This window comes from Flavobacterium sp. UBA7680, assembly GCF_002482975.1.
Lineage (GTDB): Bacteria > Bacteroidota > Bacteroidia > Flavobacteriales > Flavobacteriaceae > Flavobacterium.
Genome location: NZ_DLHA01000050.1, coordinates 25,734 through 46,593 on the forward strand (window position 1 = coordinate 25,734; position 20,860 = coordinate 46,593).

General features: G+C 34.7%; 13 protein-coding genes. 1 reads left to right on the top strand and 12 read right to left on the bottom strand.

Features of this window, described 5'->3' with window-relative positions; genetic code table 11:
- Positions 1-59: 59 nt before the first annotated feature.
- The 12 genes from B3C18_RS20290 to B3C18_RS20345 all read right to left on the bottom strand — a co-directional run bounded on the left by B3C18_RS20290 (position 60) and on the right by B3C18_RS20345 (position 19,546).
- Complete coding sequence (locus B3C18_RS20290; protein WP_291150982.1) at positions 60-3,428, bottom strand: Ig-like domain-containing protein; 3,369 nt, start codon at positions 3,426-3,428, stop codon at positions 60-62.
- 327 nt (positions 3,429-3,755) lie between these two features.
- Positions 3,756-5,936: a glycoside hydrolase family 97 protein gene (locus B3C18_RS20295; protein ID WP_291150985.1), complete on the bottom strand. Its 2,181-nt coding sequence runs from the start codon at positions 5,934-5,936 to the stop codon at positions 3,756-3,758.
- A gap of 50 nt (positions 5,937-5,986) precedes the next feature.
- Positions 5,987-7,372, bottom strand: coding sequence for an alpha-amylase family glycosyl hydrolase (locus B3C18_RS20300; RefSeq protein WP_291150988.1), 1,386 nt, complete (start codon positions 7,370-7,372; stop codon positions 5,987-5,989).
- 88 nt (positions 7,373-7,460) lie between these two features.
- Complete coding sequence (locus B3C18_RS20305; RefSeq protein ID WP_291150991.1) at positions 7,461-8,570, bottom strand: SusE domain-containing protein; 1,110 nt, start codon at positions 8,568-8,570, stop codon at positions 7,461-7,463.
- A gap of 13 nt (positions 8,571-8,583) precedes the next feature.
- Complete coding sequence (locus B3C18_RS20310; protein WP_291150994.1) at positions 8,584-10,089, bottom strand: RagB/SusD family nutrient uptake outer membrane protein; 1,506 nt, start codon at positions 10,087-10,089, stop codon at positions 8,584-8,586.
- 9 nt (positions 10,090-10,098) lie between these two features.
- Positions 10,099-13,311 carry a TonB-dependent receptor gene (locus tag B3C18_RS20315; protein WP_291150997.1) on the bottom strand — a complete coding sequence of 1,071 codons (3,213 nt, stop codon included), beginning with the start codon at positions 13,309-13,311 and terminating at the stop codon, positions 10,099-10,101.
- A 191-nt stretch (positions 13,312-13,502) separates the two neighbouring features.
- Positions 13,503-14,681: a FecR family protein gene (locus B3C18_RS20320; RefSeq protein WP_291151000.1), complete on the bottom strand. Its 1,179-nt coding sequence runs from the start codon at positions 14,679-14,681 to the stop codon at positions 13,503-13,505.
- A gap of 495 nt (positions 14,682-15,176) precedes the next feature.
- Positions 15,177-15,740, bottom strand: coding sequence for an RNA polymerase sigma factor (locus tag B3C18_RS20325; protein WP_291151003.1), 564 nt, complete (start codon positions 15,738-15,740; stop codon positions 15,177-15,179).
- Between the two features lie 396 nt (positions 15,741-16,136).
- Positions 16,137-16,793, bottom strand: coding sequence for a hypothetical protein (locus B3C18_RS20330; RefSeq protein ID WP_012023298.1), 657 nt, complete (start codon positions 16,791-16,793; stop codon positions 16,137-16,139).
- A gap of 120 nt (positions 16,794-16,913) precedes the next feature.
- Positions 16,914-17,285, bottom strand: coding sequence for a YraN family protein (locus B3C18_RS20335; RefSeq protein WP_291151010.1), 372 nt, complete (start codon positions 17,283-17,285; stop codon positions 16,914-16,916).
- A gap of 145 nt (positions 17,286-17,430) precedes the next feature.
- Positions 17,431-18,330, bottom strand: coding sequence for a S66 peptidase family protein (locus tag B3C18_RS20340; protein ID WP_256637460.1), 900 nt, complete (start codon positions 18,328-18,330; stop codon positions 17,431-17,433).
- 142 nt (positions 18,331-18,472) lie between these two features.
- On the bottom strand, positions 18,473-19,546 hold the full coding sequence (locus B3C18_RS20345; protein ID WP_291151020.1) for a serine hydrolase domain-containing protein: 1,074 nt from the start codon (positions 19,544-19,546) through the stop codon (positions 18,473-18,475).
- 138 nt (positions 19,547-19,684) lie between these two features.
- On the opposite strand from B3C18_RS20345, the gene B3C18_RS20350 reads away from it, so the two are divergent.
- Positions 19,685-20,776 carry an endonuclease/exonuclease/phosphatase family protein gene (locus B3C18_RS20350; protein WP_291151023.1) on the top strand — a complete coding sequence of 364 codons (1,092 nt, stop codon included), beginning with the start codon at positions 19,685-19,687 and terminating at the stop codon, positions 20,774-20,776.
- Positions 20,777-20,860 lie beyond the last annotated feature (84 nt).

Below are 20,860 nucleotides of genomic sequence, written 5' to 3' on the forward strand. Positions count from 1 at the left end.
AGAATAAAAAAGGCGTATGAAAATCTCATACGCCTTTTAATTTTTGATCCAAAAAAGAATTATTTAACGATCAGTTTTTTAGTCACTTTAAAATCTTTAGAAACAATATTTACAATATAAATTCCCGAAGCTAAACGATGATCTATTTTTCCTGATGTTGAAAGTCTTTCAGTTAAAACCGTTCTTCCGTTCATGTCTGAAACTGAAATTGCAGCAGAATCTCCGTTTTCTAATTCTGGTAATAAAACATGAAATTCATTATTCGTTGCCGGATTCGGATAAATACCAATTACTTTTTCAGTTTCTGAAACTTCGTTAATTGATACTGTAGATTTTCCTGTTCCAACTGTTGTTGGCTCTAATTGCCATTGTGCGCTGTACCAGCCGTCTTGCGAATTTCCGTATTGTGCAGAACCCGTTTGGTTTTCAACATGAATAATATTTCCAGTCTGCCATCTGTTTCTTAGGCGAACCCAAGTTCCGTCGATATAATCACTAGACCATTGCGCGCTCCAGAAAGTAGTATCTGTTATATTAGATTGAACTGTTCCGGTTTGGCTTTCAATATTCATTAATTCACCTGTAGCTACATTTTTAAGAACGAAATAAGTTGCATCTATTGCAATTTTCTGCCATTTGTAGCTGTTGCCAGAAACCGTAGTTCCGTAACCAACATTTGCTCCGGCATCAGATAAATAGGCACCAGTCCATCTGTTTTTAATCGTGTAATAAGTTCCCGTTGCAGTTGAAACAGTTACCGAAGCTGTACTCGTTTTATTTCCGTCAACTGTTGTAACGGTGATCGTTGCTGTTCCATTTGTAACAGCAGTTACCAATCCTGAACTATTTACAGTTGCCACAGCTGTGTTGCTTGAACTATAATTTACAGATTTGTTTGTTGCGTTTGCAGGAAGAATTGTTGGCGTTAATTGCTGTGTTCCACCAACAGCTAATGATACTGAATTTGGACTCAAACTCACGCTCGTAACCGCAACATTTGATGCATTTACGGTAACGGCACAAGTCGCAGTTTTTGCTCCATCCTGAGTTGTAACCGTAATCGTTGCAGAACCTGCAGCGACAGCAGTTACCAAACCTGAACTGTTTACCGTTGCAACAGCTGTATTACTTGAACTATAAGTTACTGCTTTATTCGTTGCATTTGAAGGATTAACAGTTGGAGTTAATTGCTGTGTTGCGCCAACCAATAATGTTGCAGTTGTTGGCGATAAAGTTACACTTGTAACGGCAACAACAGTTCCCGGATTTGAATCATACCAAGTATTGTTCATGTACCAGCCAGTTTTGTTTCGGCTTAAATCAGCAGTTTGGTTGGTTCCGTCGTTAAAAATTAAATTAGTTGAGGTTACATTCGTAAATGTATAGCTGTACCATCCATTTCCGGCATCGGTCATGTTTACGCCCGGCCATGTAGCATTAGCCAAAACTCCTGCTGGTAAAGCACTCCAGTAATAAATTTTGATTCCTGTTCCCCAGTTTGATGGTTTATAGAAATAAACCGTAAAATTAGTATTTGGATTTACCGTAATTGTAGCCGAAGCCGTTTTATTTCCGTCTTGTGTAGTGGCTGTAATCGTTGCTGTTCCAGCAGAAACTGCGGTTACAAGTCCGCTTGAATTCACAGTTGCAATTGCAGTATTACTTGAACTCCAGCTTATATTTTTGTTAGTTGCATTTGCTGGCGAAATTGTTGCAGAAAGCTGTTGCGTATTTCCTGCATACAAACTTGCTGAAGTTGGTGAAACCGCTACAGAAGAAACAGGAATCGCAGCGATAGTTACAGCCGAAGTTGCTGTTTTGTTTCCATCAACCGTTTTTACCGTAATAGTTGTTGTTCCTGCCGCAACGGCCGTAACTAAACCAGCTGCATTTACAGTTGCAACCGCTGTATTGCTTGATGTCCATGTTAAGTTTTGGTTTGTTGCATTTGCCGGAGCAATTGTAGCATTTAATTGTTGTGTAGACCCTAAACCAACAGTTACTGTTGTTGGACTCACAGAAACTCCTGTAACGGCTACAACCGGAGCATTTGTATTGGTTAAAACCAAATATTCGTAAGCAGCAAATGTTCTTGTTGCGCCTGTTGTTAAAGTTACCGAAGCATTGTTATTATACGGATTTACGTAAGTTCCTGCTAAAGCTGCCGGAATTACATACGATTTTGAGGCATTTCTCAAATTCGACATTACAATAACTTTTTCTGTACCTAATGTCTTGGTAAAAATGCTGATATCATCATTCGCATACGTGGTTAAATCACCGCGTCTGATGGCTGCACTTGTGGTTCTGAAATTTAAGATTTTGGCGAAATCTGCAGCGGCAGTTGGATTTTGAGACCAGTTGAATTTAAAGTTTGTCCAAGGCCAGTCTGTTTTTGGTTCGTAGTCGATTTCTTGTCCGCTCATTAAAAAAGGAACCCCTTTCATATAAGCCGAAACTAAGAAATTAGCAACAATTCCGTTGTGACTTTTGAATGGAATAATTGGTCTTCTTACGCCATCATCATTTGTGTAAGTATCGTGGTTTCCAGTGTATCTAACGATTTGCTGATTTCCAGTCGCTTTAGCATACTCATATGTAGACTGGTCCTGAAGCCTTTGAGAAACAGGCCCTCCATTAGCAATGTCATATAAACCGCTGTGAAACCATCTGTCACCATAATTCATGTCGAAACCAACCTGAAAGTTCTCTTGTCTGTCTCCTTCGGCTAACATTAATAAATTATGAGAAGAAATGCCTCTAAGGTTTGAATTCACTTCTGACCAAAAATCTAAAGGTGGATTATTAGCATAATCGCAGCGATAACCGTCAACATTTGCAGCGAAAATCCAATAGCGCATTGCATCTTTGATAGCTGCTCGTGTAGCAGAATTATTAAGATCAAGTGCTGCAATATCAGAGAAATTTCCTAATTGCTGAATTGTTGTTCCGGTTCGCTTATAATATTCCGGATGTGAAACTGTCCAGACATTATCCCAAGAAGTTCCGTTTATGGCAATATCTAAAATAACGGCCATTCCGCGGCTGTGAGCTCCATCAACTAAAGTTCTTAAATCGGCAAGAGAACCATATTCTGATCCTACGGCTTTAAAATCTTTAATACAATAAGGCGAAGCTGAACTTCGGGAATCTGTACCGTGCGGATAAATTGGCATTAAATAAATAACATTAGTACCAAGTGCTTTTATATTATCTAATCGGGCGGTTACTCCGGCTAAATTTCCGTTGGCACTAAACGGACGTATATGAACCTGATACATGTTTACATCTCGTGTATCGGGTACGCCTGCAAATGGCGTTCCGTATTGAGGCGGATCTTGTGCATAAACTGAACTTGCAAATAATAATAGAAAACAGACTAGTGTTTTCGTAATATGAAATAATCTAGTGGTAATTTTGATTTTCATAATAGTAGTTTTTTTGCATGCTTGTCAGCATTTCTTAACTAAAATTCATTCTCACTCGCATTGTTTTTAAATTTGACAAACATTTTGTGGTTAATAGTTTTCAAGTAGTAAAATTTTTAATCTAATTATAATCGTTGAGTATAGTGCATAACGATTTTATCTAACACATAGAAACATAGATATTATGGCGTAAAAAGAGTTCAAAAAAAGAAACAAATTTCTTCACACATAGATAGCTATGTGTGTTTTAAATAAATGAAATGCCTTTTTTTGGAGTTTACAAAATCTATGTTTCTATGTGTTAAAATAATTATGCTCAACGAAGAATTATAACTTTTTCAATCCCTTTAATTCTTCAGCATTTGCTTCTTTGATGCTGATTGCAGTACCTCCTCCCGGAGCTAAATACTGCTTTAATTTGCTTTTTGAGTTTACAACAACTTTGGTAACGGTATACTTTTGTGGATTTTGATTCCAATTAGCTTCTTTGGCATCGGCATAAATAGTAGCGATGAAATTTTTTCCAGCAGGTAAATAGTCAAATGAAATGTTTGCTGTTCTTGCATTTTCATCTGTAATTCCGCCAATAAACCATTCATTTTTGCCTTTTGCTTTACGAGCAATTGTAATGTAATCTCCAGGTTCAGCTTCCAAAATGTAACTGTTATCCCAATCTACAGCAACATCTTTAATGAACTGAAATGCATCTGGAAAACGCTCATAATTCCCAGGAATATCAGCAGCCATTTGCAGCGGACTGTACATCGTTACATAATAAGCCAATTGTTTTATCAAAGTGGTATTTACTCGTTGTGAACTTCCGGTTCCATAATACGAAAGATCTGTTTGGAAAATTCCCGGAGTATAATCCATTGGACCTCCCATTAAACGCGTAAAAGGTAAAATCGTAGTATGATCAGGAGCTAATCCTCCCATAGATTCAAACTCGGTGCCGCGCGCTGACTCCTGAGCAATCCAGTTTGGAAAAGTTCTGTTTAAACCAGTTGGGCGAACTGCTTCGTGACTGTCAATCATAATTTTATAATCGGCAGCACGCTTGGCTACGTTAATGTAATGGTTCACCATCCATTGTCCGTCATGATGTTCGCCACGCGGAATAATTTTCCCTACATAACCTGTTTTTACAGCATCGTAACCATTGTCGTTCATAAATTGAAAAGCACGATCTAAACGACGTTCGTAATTAGTTGCAGATCCTGATGTTTCGTGGTGCATGATAATTTTTACCCCTTTTGAGGCAGCATATTCATGAACTGCTTTTACATCAAAATCGGGATACGCTGTTACATAATCAAAAACTTCTTCTTTCCAGTTGTTGATCCAGTCTTCCCAGCCAATGTTCCAGCCTTCGATAAGGATGGCATCGAAACCATTTTTAGAGGCAAAATCAATATATTCTTTTGCACGTTCTGTTGTGGCTCCGTGTTTTCCGTTTGGAGTAAGTTTTGTAAAATCATCTGTTAATTTCACATTATTTTCTTTTCCAAAAGCCCAGGTACTTCTTCCTGCCACAAAATATTCCCACCAAATTCCGATGAATTTTACAGGTTTAATCCACGACACATCTTTATAACTTGTTGGTTCGTTAAGATTCAGAATTAATTTTGAAGCTAAAATATCTGTTGCTTTATCGCTTACTACAATGGTTCTCCAAGGTGATTGTGCATCGGTCTGCATATAACCTTTTGCTCCAACTGCATCTGGCGCCAAATGACTCATCATTTTGTTGTTTACAGCATCAACTTCAAGATACATTGCCGGATAATTGATTAATCCTGCTTCGTGAATGTTGATGTATAAACCATCATCTGATTTCATCATTGACGGCGTTTGTACTGCTAATTCTTTTATTGGCCACTGCGAATTAATATCGATAGTAGCTTTTTTCATCAGCGAAGGAATCTCTGAAATTTTTGATGTTGTATACGCATATTCGTTGGTATCATAATCTCCCGGAATCCAGAAAATTTTATGATTTCCAGCTAAATTAAATTGAGAACGTTCTTCTTTTATTACAAAATAGCTTAGATCATTTTGTTTTGGAAATTCATATCTAAATCCCAATCCGTCGTTGAATAAACGGAAACGAATGCGAATAAATCTATTGTTGTTTTTTGCTTGAGCTAATGTGACAACCAATTCGTTGTAATGATTACGAATTGTTTTTTCTTCACCTAAAACCGGATTCCAATTTTCATCAACAGAAGATTGTGCTGTGTTTGTAATGGTAAAACCATCCAAAAACGAAGGCATATTTTGAAGTTCTAAACCCAAAGAACTTGGTTTTATAACTGCTTTTTGTTTGTATGATAATTGGTAAGACGGAATTCCGCCTTCTTTTAATTCAAATTTTAAAGAAAGATTTTTGTCTGGCGAAGTTATTTCTTGTGCGTGAAGCCAAATTGTGCTTACAATTGCAAAAAATAAAAGCGCTGTTTTTTTGCTCAAACGAATTTGAAGCAATGATTTTTGGGATTGAAAATTCATGTTATTTAGTTTTTGGCAAATCTAATTTTATTTAAAGATGCTTTTTCGAATTAATTTTTCAATACTATATATTGAAAAGGCTGTAATGTTATTTCTGCACCAACTGTAACGGCTGCTCCGGTAAAAGCGTCTTTCCAGTTTCCTTTTAAAGTCGATGGAACAAGATGTTTTACTGTTGCATCTGTTAAATTAGAAAGTACAAAAACTTTTTCGCTGTCTTTTACCATTGTAAATGCACTTACTGAATTGGTGCTGTATCCTGTAAAAGTTCCTGTTTTAATAGCGTTGCTTGTATTTCTAAAGGCAATGATTTTTTTGTATTCAGTAAGCATTTCATTATCTGCAGTTGACCAGTCAATTGGCGTTTTTGCGAAGTAATTTAATCTTTGTGCATATCCAATTTCCTGTCCGTTATAAATCATTGGAACAGATTTTAAATAAGCAGCGATAACAAAAGTAGCAATTGATCCTTTTTTGCCTCCAAAAAGTTCCAACGGAGTTCCGTCTGAAAGGTTAACGTCATGATTGCTTGTGTATCTAACAACTCTATTTTCAGGATTATAATTGTTTGCATATTCTGTTGCATTCGAATCCTGAATTGTAGTTGCTGGTTTGTTTTCTTTGAAAAGTTTTTCTAAAGTACTGAAGAAATTAAAACCAAATGTATAATCAAAACCAGAAGCGAAGTGGTTATATTTTGAACCTTCGGCAAGCATTAAAATAGATTGGTTTTTCTTGATTTTTCTCAATTTTGTAATGGCATCTGCCCAGAAATTATTCGGTACAAAATCAGCATAATCACATCTAAAACCGTCTATGTTTGCGTTGTAAACCCAGTAAGACATGGCATCGATCATGGCATCTTTCATTTCGGTATTTTCAAAATTTAACTGCGCTACATCATTATAATTTGTTCCCGGCGGAATTATAATATTTCCGGCAGCATCTTGCTGGTACCAGTTTTTATGCTGTGTAATCCAAGCATTGTCCCAAGCGGTATGATTGGCAACCCAGTCTAAAACAACGGCCATGTTTTTCTTGTGTGCTTCTTCAACTAATGTTTGAAGATCTTGTAAAGTTCCAAAATCCGGATTTATGGCTTTATAATCTTTTACAGCATAAGGAGAACCTAATTCGCCAGAAGCTCTTTCTTTTCCAACAGGGAAAACAGGCATTAAATAAATAACATTTGCTCCCAATTCCTGAATTTGAGAAAGTCTGTCCTGAACTCCTTTTAATGTTCCTGCCTGACTAAAGGCACGAATGTTTACCTGATAAATTATTGCATCTTCTTTTTTTGGCATTTTTTCAAATGGAGCGCCATATTGTGTATATGGAGATTCGGGAGTTTTTTCTGAATCATCGTCAGAAGAACTGCACGAAACAAATGCTACGGCCAACAGTAATGCGTAAACAAATTTTATATTAAATTTCATAATTTTTATATTTTAAATGATTGAGAAGTAACCTGCCTTTCGAAGTAAAAAGACAGGTAAACTCAAACCAAACTAAACTTAATTTTTGTTATTTTTTAACGATAGAAGTTATTGCAGTTGCCGGATAACCCGTACTTGCCGGATCTGTTTCAACAATTTTAAACGTAACTTCATAAGTTCCGGCTTCGCCAATGGTGTAAGCGCCGCCATTATCAAGATTAACAATGTTTGTTGAAGCATCTGCTGGTCCATAATTCACAGTCCATGCATCATTCAATCTGAATTTTAAAGCACCAGCTAATAAATTTGCCGTTATTTTCCATGTTTTTGTTACGTGATCGTAAGACATTGGTACAGAATGATTCCATCCGTAATTTGGATCTCCGGCTGTTTGTTCTGCTGTTGCAGATGCTGGCCCAACAATTCCCCAAGCATAAGGTGTCTGAGACCATTTTAAAGTATTTGTGTTTACTTTAATTTGATATGAACCTGCACCCGGAAGCACAAAATCAGTATCGCTCATGTTTTTCAAATCATTATTTGAAGCTCCTGCACCGTAAAATTGTGCCCAGTTTCTTCCTTTATTTAATTTAAATCCAGGACCTGCGCCTTCTGCTACAGTCATGTAACCCTGATAAACTCCTAATTGAATTTCGGTTAATGCAGCAGCTGTTCCTACATCCCATCCCTGATAGCTTCCCGGCATATAGATTTCTCCAAAAACAACCGTTTTCAAATAAGGTGTTACCGTTATTGTAACAGGATTAGAATACGTTCTATGATCCATTGAAGCTTCTACACGAATTACTAATTCTCCCGGAACATTAGGTTTCATCCCTAAATCCAAAGCAATTTTATTTAATTCTAATCCGGTAAATGATTTACTTAAAACATCTTCTCCGGCTTCAACGCGTTTCGCTTTTGACCATGCCTCGCTTCCTTTGATGTCAGTAGGCAAATCTAATTGTACGGCATAGCTCACTGGCGCCGCAATTGGGAAAGTTACCTTTGGATAAGAAACCAGTAAAGCGGCTTGGTCCGAAGTCTCTTCTTTAAGTACTATTGTACTAGATGATACCTCAATTGCAGAAGGAAAATTTACTGATTTTAGTGTCGTTACTGTTCCTTCAGTTTCACAGGAAGCGGCTAAAAAAACCAAACTTCCAAGTAATAATAATTTATTGATATATTTTTTCATGATAGTTTTGTTTTTAGTAACCTGGGTTTTGTTTAAGTCCGCGATTAGCATCTAAAGCAGATGTTGGAATTGGGAACAATTTTCTATAAGCAGGTGATGCAGGTCTAAATTCGTTTGCTAATAAAAATTTATCAAAACGAATCATGTCTTGTCTTCTGTGACCTTCCCAGCTTAATTCGAAACCTCTTTCATTATAAATATCATCAAGAGTTGGATTGTGGTCTAAACCATCTAAGCCTGCACGTTGTCTAATTTGATCTACAAAAGGTTTTGCTGCAGCTGCATTCCCTAAACGAGCATTACATTCTGCCATCATTAAAATTACGTCAGCATATCTGAAAATTGGAAAGTCATTAGAAGCTCCTCCTCCTGATTTTACTCCTGCAGGATAAAATTTCACATTACGAACTCCAGCCTGAGGAAGCGCTCCCGGATTATCTAAAGATCCAACTTCAAGTGTATAATTGAATCCGCCAGGCTGTTCGCCTACTAAAAACTGTTTTCTACGAATATCATTTACGTCGTATTTCAGGAAGAAATCTTTAGGAACAATAGTTCCGTTCCAACCGCTTAATCCAAATAAATTTACGCCCTGCGGACCGTATACACTACGAACAGCATAAACATTACGGGAAACAACATCCAGAGTTGCATAAATAGGCAAAATAGTTTCATCATCAGGAAGTACGTCTCCAAATAATTCAAAATATTTATTTCCTAAAGGATTCGCAACATCTGCAGCGCCAGAATGAAGTGTAAACCCGCCTTCAGAAACTTTATTACAAGCAGCTAAACATTCTGTCCATTTTGGAGTTCCAGTATAAACTTCAGCGTTTAAGTACACTTTTGCAAGCAATGTATAACCAGCCCATTTGTTGAACCTTCCATAATAATTTCCGCCTTTAGTTACAGAAAGAAGTTCTACGTTTTCGGTTAGTTCTTTTACTATAAAATCAAAAACTTCTTTACGGCTTGACTGCGGGATTTTATCAACAGTAATGTTGTTGTTGGTATAAAATGGAACATCACCAAAATCATCAATCAATAAATAATAAAAGAAAGCTCGTAATACTTTTGCTTCAGCAATTTTTGAAGGATCTGCGCCTGATTTTTCTAATAATTCAACAGCTAAATTGGCATTAAAAATAGATTTGTATAACCAGTTCCAAGTATTGTTGATAATGAATTCAGAAGGAAGCCATTCGTGTTTGTGCAAACGGGCAAAGTCCTGCTGCCAGTTACCATCTGTTCTATGCGGAATTACCTGCTCATCTGATGACATACAGTTCATGTCGTACCAGCCGTTATCAGCTCCTGCATAACCTACGCCGGGTACGCCTTTACGTTCAAAGTCCCCCGGAATTTCTGCGTAAACGCTGGCAAGAGCAATATTAGCTCCTTCCGGAGTTCCATAAAAGGTGTCCGGTTGATATTTATCGTATATATTTTCGTTGATATCTGTACAGCTAAAAAGTGTTAAGAAACAAACGCTTGCTGCTACTATATTTTTAATTTTCATCTCTTTTTACTATTTAAATTTTACAGTCAAACCAAATGCAACACTTCTGGTACGAGGATAAATTCCTTTATCACCTCCAAAATTATCATTAGGGTCACCACTTCCGCTTACATTCAATTCGGGATCAACACCTGTGTAATCTGTAATTAGCAGTAAATTGCTTCCTGTAAGTGAAAGTCGAACAGAGTCTACATATTTATCTGTAAAACGGAAAGTATATCCTGCAGTAACGTTCTCTAAACGAACGAATGAACCATCTTCTAACCATGCATCAGATCCGTATGGAGAAGAAAAAATTCCTTTATCTCGAGCGCTTTCCAAAACATTTGAACTACCAGTGTTTTCCAGCATACTTAGCCTTTGATTAAGATTGTTGTAAATTTTGTTTCCTCCAGAACCTCTCCACAACATAGAAGCGTCAAAGTTTTTGTATCTGTAAGACGGATTAAATGCAAAAGTGTAAGTTGGCAATGCTGAACCTGCATAGTAACGATCCGGACTTGTAACGCCCTGATCAATTTTACCATCTCCATTTTGATCCTTTACTGTTTCGACACCATTTGAATTTGTACCGGTACTTTCTAAAATATAGAATGAACCAATTGGTTTTCCTTTTACCAATAAAGAGTTCGGTGCTCCCCAATTTACAAAGTCTGTATTTAAAGGAATACCATTAATACTGCCGCTTAAATTAAGTACTTCGTTTTTCATAAAAGAAACGTTTCCTGCTAATGTAAGTGTACTGTTATTAGTTCTGATAACATCATATGCAAGTGCAGCTTCTAAACCTTTGTTAGAAATGCTTCCTACGTTTGCTTTAATTTTATTGTAAGGATATGGAGGCTGAGGTACAGTATAATCAAATAAAAGATTATCTGTTGTAGAATCGTAAACATCGACACTACCTCTTAATCTATTGTCTAAAAGAGCAAAATCAAGTCCAATATTAGTTTGTCTTTTCGTTTCCCATTTCAAGTCAGCATTTGCATTTTGAGCTATACCAAAATTGGTAATGATAGAACCTCCAAAATAAATATTTCCTGCGCTGTCCACTAATGGTAATGACGTTTGCGGATAAAGACCTTGCTGATTACCAGTTTCACCATAACCTACGCGTAATTTTAATTCGCTAAATAGGTTTTGATTCTGCATGAAAGACTCTTTGTTAATTTGCCATGCAACAGATGCTGACGGGAAATTTCCCCATTTATTGTTGGCACCAAATACAGATGAACCATCACGTCTGATACTTGCTGTAAGTAAATAACGATCTAATAGAGAATAGTTTAATCTTCCTAAATAAGAAACTAACGATCTGTCATTTTTATAAGATCTGATGTCTCCGGCTCTAACTTTAGATAAATCACCAAACTGAAGTGCATTGTAAGTAGCTTCATCACTTATAAAACCTCTTGCCTGAGTATAATTACCCTGATAAGTCTGACTTTGCCATTCGTATAAAGCCAATGCATTAAAAGTGTGGATTCCTAATGTCTTTTTATAGCTAAGACTAACATTCGTTAATTTCTCGTTTTGTCTATCATTTTTAATATTAGCAAAACCATGCTGCTCCACTGCATACGCTTCTGTAGATTCTGCAGGCATGTAATATCCTATTGAACTATTGGTTTTTCTCCAGCTTCCAAACCAGTTTGCGGTAAAACCTTTGCCTAATTCTAAATCTGCTTTTAAGCTTCCAAATAAATTATCATCTTGTCTTTCATTTGTAACCGTTTGTGCAGCAGCATAAGGATTTAAATAATGAAAAACAGTTCCATCTGTAAAATAAGTTCCATCAGTATTATAAACAGGATCTGTTGGTCTTGCCAATAATGCATTTGTGATTAAGTTTGATGTATAAGCAACTGTACCAATACTTCCAATACTGCTTGTTGTATTATTTATTCCTGAGTTTAAGTTAAAAGTCAATTTTAATTTGTCATCAAGAGCCAATTGTGTTGCCTGAATGCGTCCAATATATTTTTGGTTGCTAGAATTAATTACAACTCCATCTTGCATAATAGCCGTTATAGAAGCTCTGTAATTGAATTTATCAGTTCCGCCGCCAAATGATAATGTATGAGTCTGTGTAATTCCAGTTTCTGTCAAAAGACCGTACCAATTTGTATTTGATCCGTGATTTGAAGATGCAGGAACGCCATACTTTTGAGCAGTTTCCCACCATTGGTTAGCATCAAGCATGTCTAATTTTTTCGGAATAAAATCAACAGATGTTGACCCGATGTATTCAATCGTAGTTTTTCCGGCTTTGTTTTTCTTAGTTGTTACAATGATAACTCCAGGCGCTCCTCTAGAACCATAAACAGCCGTAGCCGAAGCATCTTTTAAAACATCGATACTTTCAATTTCACTTGGAGGAACTTGGTTTAATAAATCCATGTTTCCCTGAATTCCATCCACAACAACCAAAGGATCATTTCCTCCAATTAAAGAAGAAATTCCACGGATACGAACACTTGGGCCTGAACCCGGTTCACTTCCAATTTGAGTGATATTTACACCCGCAGCTTTTCCTGCAATTAATTGTAAAGGATTAACAATCGCTCCCTGATTCATGTCTTTTGCAGCAATTGAAGAAACTGCTCCGGTTACATCTTTTTTTATAGCAGTTCCATATCCAACTACAACAATTTCCTGTAAGTCAGTAGCATCTGGAAAAAGCTGAATGTTTATTACATTTTGGTTTGCTGTTACTTTTTTCTCTTTATATCCTACAAATGATACAATAATTACAGATTGAGTGCTTTCAACAGTAATTTTATATTTACCATCAAAATCAGTAACCATTCCGTTTTTTGTACCTTCTTCAAGAACAGAAGCTCCGGGTAAAGGCAGGCCATTTTCATCGGTAATTACACCCGAAACAGTTTGTTTTTGAAATTCGATTACCTGTGTTCTAAGCTCTGGTTTTTTAAGGATAATCTGCGTATCTCTGATTTTAAATTCAGTTGGAGTTCCTTTAAAAATTCTATCTAAAACCACATATATCGACTGATCTTTTACAGAAATAGAAACCGTACGATCTAAGTCGATATCGTTCAGTTTATAAATAAATCTGAAATCTGTTTTTTGTTCAATGGTCTCAATAACCTTCTCGATTGTTGAATTGTTTAATTCAAGGGTAACTTTTGTTTTTTGGGCATAAGTATTCCCTCTAATATTAAACATGGCGACCAAAATAAGTAGTGTAGTTAGTTTCAATTTTAGGTCATTTTGGAACAATGAGTATAGGAACCCATTATTCTTAGATTTTTTTTTCATAATTTTGTTAATTGATTGTAGTTAATTCGTTATATTCAATCACTTAGTTAATCGGAAATTGTTCGCAGCTCTTTCCGATTTTTTTATTCCTGTAATTTTAGTTCTTCATAAATTTTCATTGGTTTTAGTGGTTATTTAATTAGTATTTGATCGTTTTTTATGGTGTAATTAATACCGTGAATGTCGTTGAAATAACTCATCACTTTATCAATTGATTCATCGCTGAAACTTGCATTGAATTTCTCGTTGGCCAGTTTTTCATTTTTATTTACAATAGTAACATTGTAGCGTCTTTCCAATTTTGTAATAATATTTTTGAAAGTCATATTTCTAAACGTCAGTCCGCCGTTTATCCATGAAGTATAGATATCTGTAATAACCGCTTTAGTCGAAATTTTAGCATTTTCTTTGTTGAAACTTCCTTTAAATCCTGGTTTTAGAATAGTATTTTTTAAAGCATCAAATTCTTCGTTTGACTGATACATTCCAACTGAACCTTCAACCAAAACAACATCTGTCGCAGCATCTTCAGGATAATTTGAAACATTGAAATGCGTTCCCAAAACTCGAACGTTCAATTCGTCAGCATTTACTATGAATGGATGTTTCTTATCCTTTGCAACATCAAAAAAAGCTTCTCCATCCAGAAATACTTGTCTGTTTTCACCAGCGATAAATTTTACAGGATATTTTAAAGTAGTTCCTGCATTTAAGTGAACCATAGTTCCATCTGATAATTGAAGACGGAATTTTTTTCCGTATGGAATTTTAATCGTGTTGTAAACTAGTTTTTCCGGATCTAAACTGTTTTCGTATGCAATTTTATCTCCGCTTTGATTTCCAACAATATTTCCTTTAGCATCTTTTATTTGTGCCGAATTATGTTCAGACAAAATCTGTGTTTCGCCATTTTCTAATTGTAGTACGATATCAGAACTTTTAAAGTCGAATTTTGGTTCAGCAGGTTTGTCTGAAAGATTTTGTTTATAGAAGAAACCAATTCCAAGTAAAACAATTACAGAAGCAGCAATCGAAATATATTTTCTGAAGTTTGATCTTCTCTCTGGCATTTCAATTACAGATTCTTCTTCTTTTGAAGCTGATAAAATATTCATGAAAATATCATCAGCAGTTTGTTTATCCATTTTCGGCATTTCGCCAAGAAGATTTTGAATGTCTTTTACCGTTGGAAAATCGTCAGTAAGTTGATTTTTTTTATAATAAGCAACTACCTCATTTATTTCTTCGGGCGTGCATTGGTTTAAAACAAACTTTTGTAAAAGACTTTTTATTTCAGAATTTGAATTCATTACGAATTGTTTTTAGAGGGTGTTCTGAATATAATACAGCCGAAAACGATTTCAGTACTACTCAAACGTTGTAAATTTTTAAATTTTAACATTTAAAAAGATAAAATTTACCGTAAAGTATTGATTTATAAGTGATTTTAAAAAGAAGTTTTTTTATAAAAATTAAAAGGAATGCGGTTTTTGCCCACAGATTTTACGGATGAAACGGGTTTGCGCAGAGTTTTTTATTTAAAATATAGCCCGTGGTTTCAACCACGGGAAACGTATCGTGATTATACATTGTCTATATATTGCGTCCCCGCGGTTGAAACCGCGGGCAATGTTTGATAATGATTACGTGTTTTTTGAGAAGTTTTTCCTCATTAAGATGACTAACGCTAAAAATAAATAAAACCTGCGCAAACCCGTTTCATCCGTAAAACCCGCGGGCAATTTCATTAAAACAAAAAAAATCACTCGAAAAGAGTGATTTAGTTGGTTAAAAATTGGTTTTGGTTAGATAATCTCGTCATGAACCTGAAAAAAGACTCGCATTGATTCTAATGCTTTACTCATTTGATTCCGGACAGTATTTATAGAGATGCCGAGTTCCTGACTAATTTCTTCGTAACTCATGCCTTTCTTTCGTGACATTTTAAAAATTTGTTTCCGCTTTGGCGGTAATTGTTTCATTGCCTGTTTTCGCAGTTTTTTGCAGTCTTCCTCGCGAATAGAGTAATCTCCGTATTCATGCGATTTTTGACTTTCATAAAAAACAGCTTCTTTCAATACCAAATCATTTGCTGCTTTATTCAAGGTATTAAAAGCCTGATTTCTGGCAATGGTAAAAATATAAGCTTTAAAAGATTGTTCTAAGTTTAGGTTTTCCCGATGCTGCCAGACTTTCATAAAAACATCCTGTACATTTTCTTCGGCAGCTTCTTTTGATTTTAATAAGCTAATGCTGTAGCCATAAATGTCTTGGTAATACAAATCAAAAAGAGAACGAAAAGCTTTTTCGCTGCCATTTTTTAATTCGCTTACCAATAATTTGTCGCTATAGTCTTTGGCTTCCAACATTAAATTAATTAGTTTGTATTTAAATCTAATTATATTACGATACTATCAAAATCGATACTCTAATGCGTTGAGTGGTTAGCAAATATATAAAAATATTATTCGCAGCAAATAATGGTAAAATAAACTTAATTCGGTTTTTTGTGATTTATTTTCAATGAAATCTCAGTAAATACGGTAGTAAAACCCTTTTTATCAAGTTGATAACTTTTTGGCTAAAATTTTAAAAATTAACTATAATGAGATGTATTTTTTGAGAATATTCTTATTTGGAATAAAAGTGCTTGAAAAAATGAAAAGACTTATTTGTAAAAAAATCCTTTTATCTTTTTTTGAGAAAGACAAAAGGATTATTGAAAATTGAATTTATTCTAAGATGTAAAATTAAATTTTGTGCGATTAGTTTTTCAAATCTTTAATTACTTTAAAAGCAACGTCAACCTGATCTTCTCCAACAAGAATTGTAAATTCATTTGAAGTCGAAATTACCTCATTTATGATAATTCCTTCCCAAGCCAAACGCTGGAAAATGAAGTAATAAATACCAGGAACAACGATGTTTTCTTTTGGTAATTTTACCGTAATAGAAGCAAGGTTATCTAATTTTTGAATTAGTTTTTCTCTCATAAAGTGTTTCTCAACTAAATGATTTACACTGCTGCTTACTACAATATTCGTTTCGTTTACACCACGGGATGAGGTATAGAAAATATCAGATAAAGCATTGATATCAGAAATTAAATCAGCTTGTTTGTTTAACACAGTTTCAGAAGCTGCAAAAGTGTAATCTGTCAACTCAGATCTAACTGTGATTTCGCCAATATTCTTGATTACCTTATTGATTTTATGGTTTAATTTAAAATCTAATTCTTCAGTCAATCGCTTCAGCGACATTACAACGGCGCCTTGTTTTACTTCTTTGCCAAATTCATTTTCTAACTCAGTCATAATGTTCCGAGAAAGAGAAGTCAGGTTAATAATCCCAAGAGATAAAGCGTTTAAGAGAAATGGTTTCGTTTTGATGTAATTTTCGACGATGGAAGAAACGGTTTTCATAATTTTTTTTTCTTTTTTTTTGTAACTTAATTGGTGTGGTTTAGTTAATTTGATGTTATAAATCTATGCAAATATAAATAAAAAAACAATTTGTTACAATTATAACAAGAAAAAATTATGTTAAAAATGATAAAATGCATCAGTAAGATGTTCAATTGCAAATGATTCCCCGTTTTTATGGATCGCAACGATGTCAAAACGGATATTTAAATCTTCATTAAAATCCTTTTCCCTATAGTTTATGTAGGCATTTACTGCTTTTATTAGAAGTTGAATTTTTTTTGGCTTCACAAAATCTTGCGGAGAACCAAAATCTAAACTCGATCTTGTCTTCACTTCGACGATTGCCAAAACATCATTTTGTTGAGCAATAATATCTATTTCGGCTTTTTGAAAAACCCAGTTTCGGTCTAAAATTTCATAACCATTTTGCTCAAGATATTCTACCGCTAGTTCTTCTCCTTTTTTGCCAAGTTCATTGTGTTCTGCCATGCTTTTTTGTTTCAGGTTTGAATTTTAATGATAAAGTTTTTTGCACGCAAAGACGCGAAGTCGCAAAGTAAATTCAAACTTTGCGACTTCGCGTCTTTGCGAGATTTTTTATGCGTGGTATTTTTTCTTGGCTTAAGAAATAATATTATTTCTGAAAAGTAACCGTACTTCCAGATGCATTAACATCAATAGAAATTGTACTTCCCATAACTAAAGCGCGATTATCCTGAATATGTCCGGCCGGGAAATTAAAGATTACCGGAATGTTGTATTTTTTAGTTACATCATCTATAATTTCTAATGCATTTTTCCCCCACGGAACTTCGTTATCTTTCATTTTTGTCATTCCGCCAATGATAATTCCTTTAAGATTTTCGATACAGCCGTTACGTCTTAAATTCATCATCATACGATCAATATGATACAGATATTCATCTAAATCTTCAATAAACAAGATTTTATCTTTGCAGTCAATTGCAGAAGGAGAACCTAATAAACTATATAATATAGAAAGGTTTCCGCCAACTAATTCACCAGTTGCTTTACCAAAACGGTTCATGCTGCTTGGTTCAATAGAATAGGAAAGAGGCTCACCAAACAAACTCGATTTCATTGAACTAATCGCTGCCGGAGTAGCACGCGGAATCGTCACCGGCATAACACCATGAATTGATTTATAACCCATCGTGTTTAAATGATTGTGCAAAACCGTAACATCACTAAACCCAATCACCCATTTTGGATGTTGTTTGAATTTTGTAAAATCCAGCAAATCCAACATTCTCACAGTTCCGTAACCGCCTCGCACACACCAAATAGCTTTTATATTAGGATTATCTAATTGCTTTTGAAAATCGGCAGCACGCTGTTCATCAGTTCCGGCTAATTGGTGGTAATCTAATCCAATTGAACTTCCAACAACAGCTTCCAGACCCCAGCTTTTAAGTAAATCTATAGTTGGTTTTAAATTGTCGTCGATATTTTTTCTGGCTGTTGCCAAAAGTGCTACGGTATCTCCTTTTTGTAAATAAGGTGGTGTTATCATGATTTGTTGGGATTGACAGGTAAATGATTGTAAAGCAAAAATAAGAAATGCCAGTTTACAAATTGTAAAGTATTTCTTTATGTATTGTAATGGTTGTAGTTTCATAATTTCTTTTGCTTAATTATATGTTTTATTAAATAGTTTAGCCTCCATATTTTCTTTGAAGTTCATCTAAGATAAGCATTAAGCCTTTATCTGTTTCTTCGGATTGTACATTCGAAAAAATAATAAATGCTTTGTCTATAGATTCACAAATATACACTTTGGTTAAAAAAGTTCCCGGACTTCCGTTGTGAAATGAATATCGTAAATGACTTTTTTCATTTATTTCTGAGTTCCATCCAAAAGAAAATTCAGGTAAACCATAATGCATTAAATTAAAATCTTCGGCAGTTAATACTTTTGATTTTCCTAATAAACCCTGAAGCTGCATTTGTGTAAATTTACAATAATCAGGCAAATTAACATTTATATTTCCTGCAGATGAAAGCCAGTTTAATTTATAATTCAACGCAGGTTTTTCTGGTTTTAAATTTTCATCATGTCCCCAAGGCTGATTTTGATCTTTTAAATTTGGCTGACCAAAATCAAAATCAATTTTCAAATCACTGCCTAATTCTTTAACCAGGGTTTCATAACTTTTTCCAGATGTTTTCTCCAACATAAGTCCTGCTGCCACATAACTTGGATTTGACCAATAAATATCCTGCTTTTCTAAAACAGTATTTTGTTTAAAAAACCATTTAATAAATTCATAACGCTGCTGCTGATCATTTCCTTTTATTTCTTTTTGAGTTGGAGTTTCGTTTCCGTAAGACCAAACACCAAGATTGGCACGAAATGTCAGGAAGTCTTTTAGTGTAAAATTATAGGTTAGAGGATTACTATTTGGTTTTAATTCAGGATATAAATCGAAAAATTTAGTATCCCATTTTATTTTTCCTTCTTTCACTAAAATCGCTGCAATATAACTCGTTACTGTTTTTGTAATCGAACCTAAGCGAAATCTATCTGATAAATCAGCTTTAAGATTTGTATTAATTCTTTTATTTCCCAAAGCAGCTATTTCTAAAATAGAATCAGAAGAAACCACTGCGTAACTTACTTCTGGAATCCTATATTTTACTCTAATACTATCAATAAACCTGTTGTTTTTTTGAGCAAAGCAAAAATTAGAAAGTACAAATAGAATTAGAAATAAAAGATTTTTTTTCATTTTTTAAGACAATAAATTGAGTCAGCAAGTTACATGACAAATTGAATATAAAAAAGTAAAAACAAAATTAAACATTTAGAAATTTCTTACAAATTAATTAAATTTTATAAATTCGATATTTTTTAATTTACTAAAGCTATGCGCCATATTTTTAATTTTTATTTGATTCTTTTTTTTATTTCTATTGCAAATGCACAATCTAAAAGATATGTAATTCACACCGCAGCCTTTTACAATTTCGAAAATCTCTTTGATATTTATGATGATGCCAGTACAAATGATGATGAATGGACACCAGATGGGGCTCAGCATTGGACAAAAGAAAAATACGAACAAAAACTAAAAAATCTTTCCAAAGTTATTTCTGAAATTGGAACTCCTGAAAATTCTAATGCACCTACTTTAATTGGCTGTTCTGAAGTTGAAAACCGCGGCGTTTTGGAAGATTTAATCAAACAAGAAAAAATAGCATCTTACGATTACGGAATTATCCATTTTGATTCTCCCGATCAGCGCGGAATTGATGTGGCGCTTTTGTATCAAAAGAAATATTTCAGGCCGACTTCTTATGCTAATATTCCATTATTGATCTATAAAAACAAACCGATTCTTCAGGGAGATAAAAATGAAGATTTAGGTGATGTTGAAGTCAAAATAGATACTAAAAATCGAGTTTTTACCAGAGATCAGCTTTTAGTGACTGGTTTTTTAGATAATGAAGAAATTCATATTATTGTCAATCACTGGCCATCGAGATCTGGCGGAGAAAAAGCCAGTAGTCCGTTTCGTGAAGCAGCAGGAAGACTAAATCGAAAAATTATCGATTCCCTTCAGCAGATAAATCCAATGGCAAAAGTTATTACAATGGGAGATTTAAATGACGGACCTTTTAATAAAAGCATAAAAACCGAATTAGGTGCAAAAGCAAAAAAAGCAGACGTTCCAGAATTAGGGGTTTATAATCCATTTGAAGAAATGGCAGAAAAAGGAACGGGAACTTTAGCCTTTAGAGATTCCTGGGATATTTTTGACCAAATCATAATGACGAAATCTTTTATTGAGCATGATTTTTCAAGTTTTAAATTCTGGAAAGCAGGGATTTTTAATCGACCTTATCTAATTCAAACTTCCGGAAAATACAAAGGATATCCGTTAAGAAATACTTTAACCGAAGCTGGTTTTAGCGATCATTTTCCGGTTTATATTTATTTAATACGAGAGAAATTGTAGAGACGCACTGCAGTGCGTCTACGTTCCTATAGTCAAAACCGTTAAGACGCACTGCGGTGCGTCTCTACAAATTCATTACCTTAG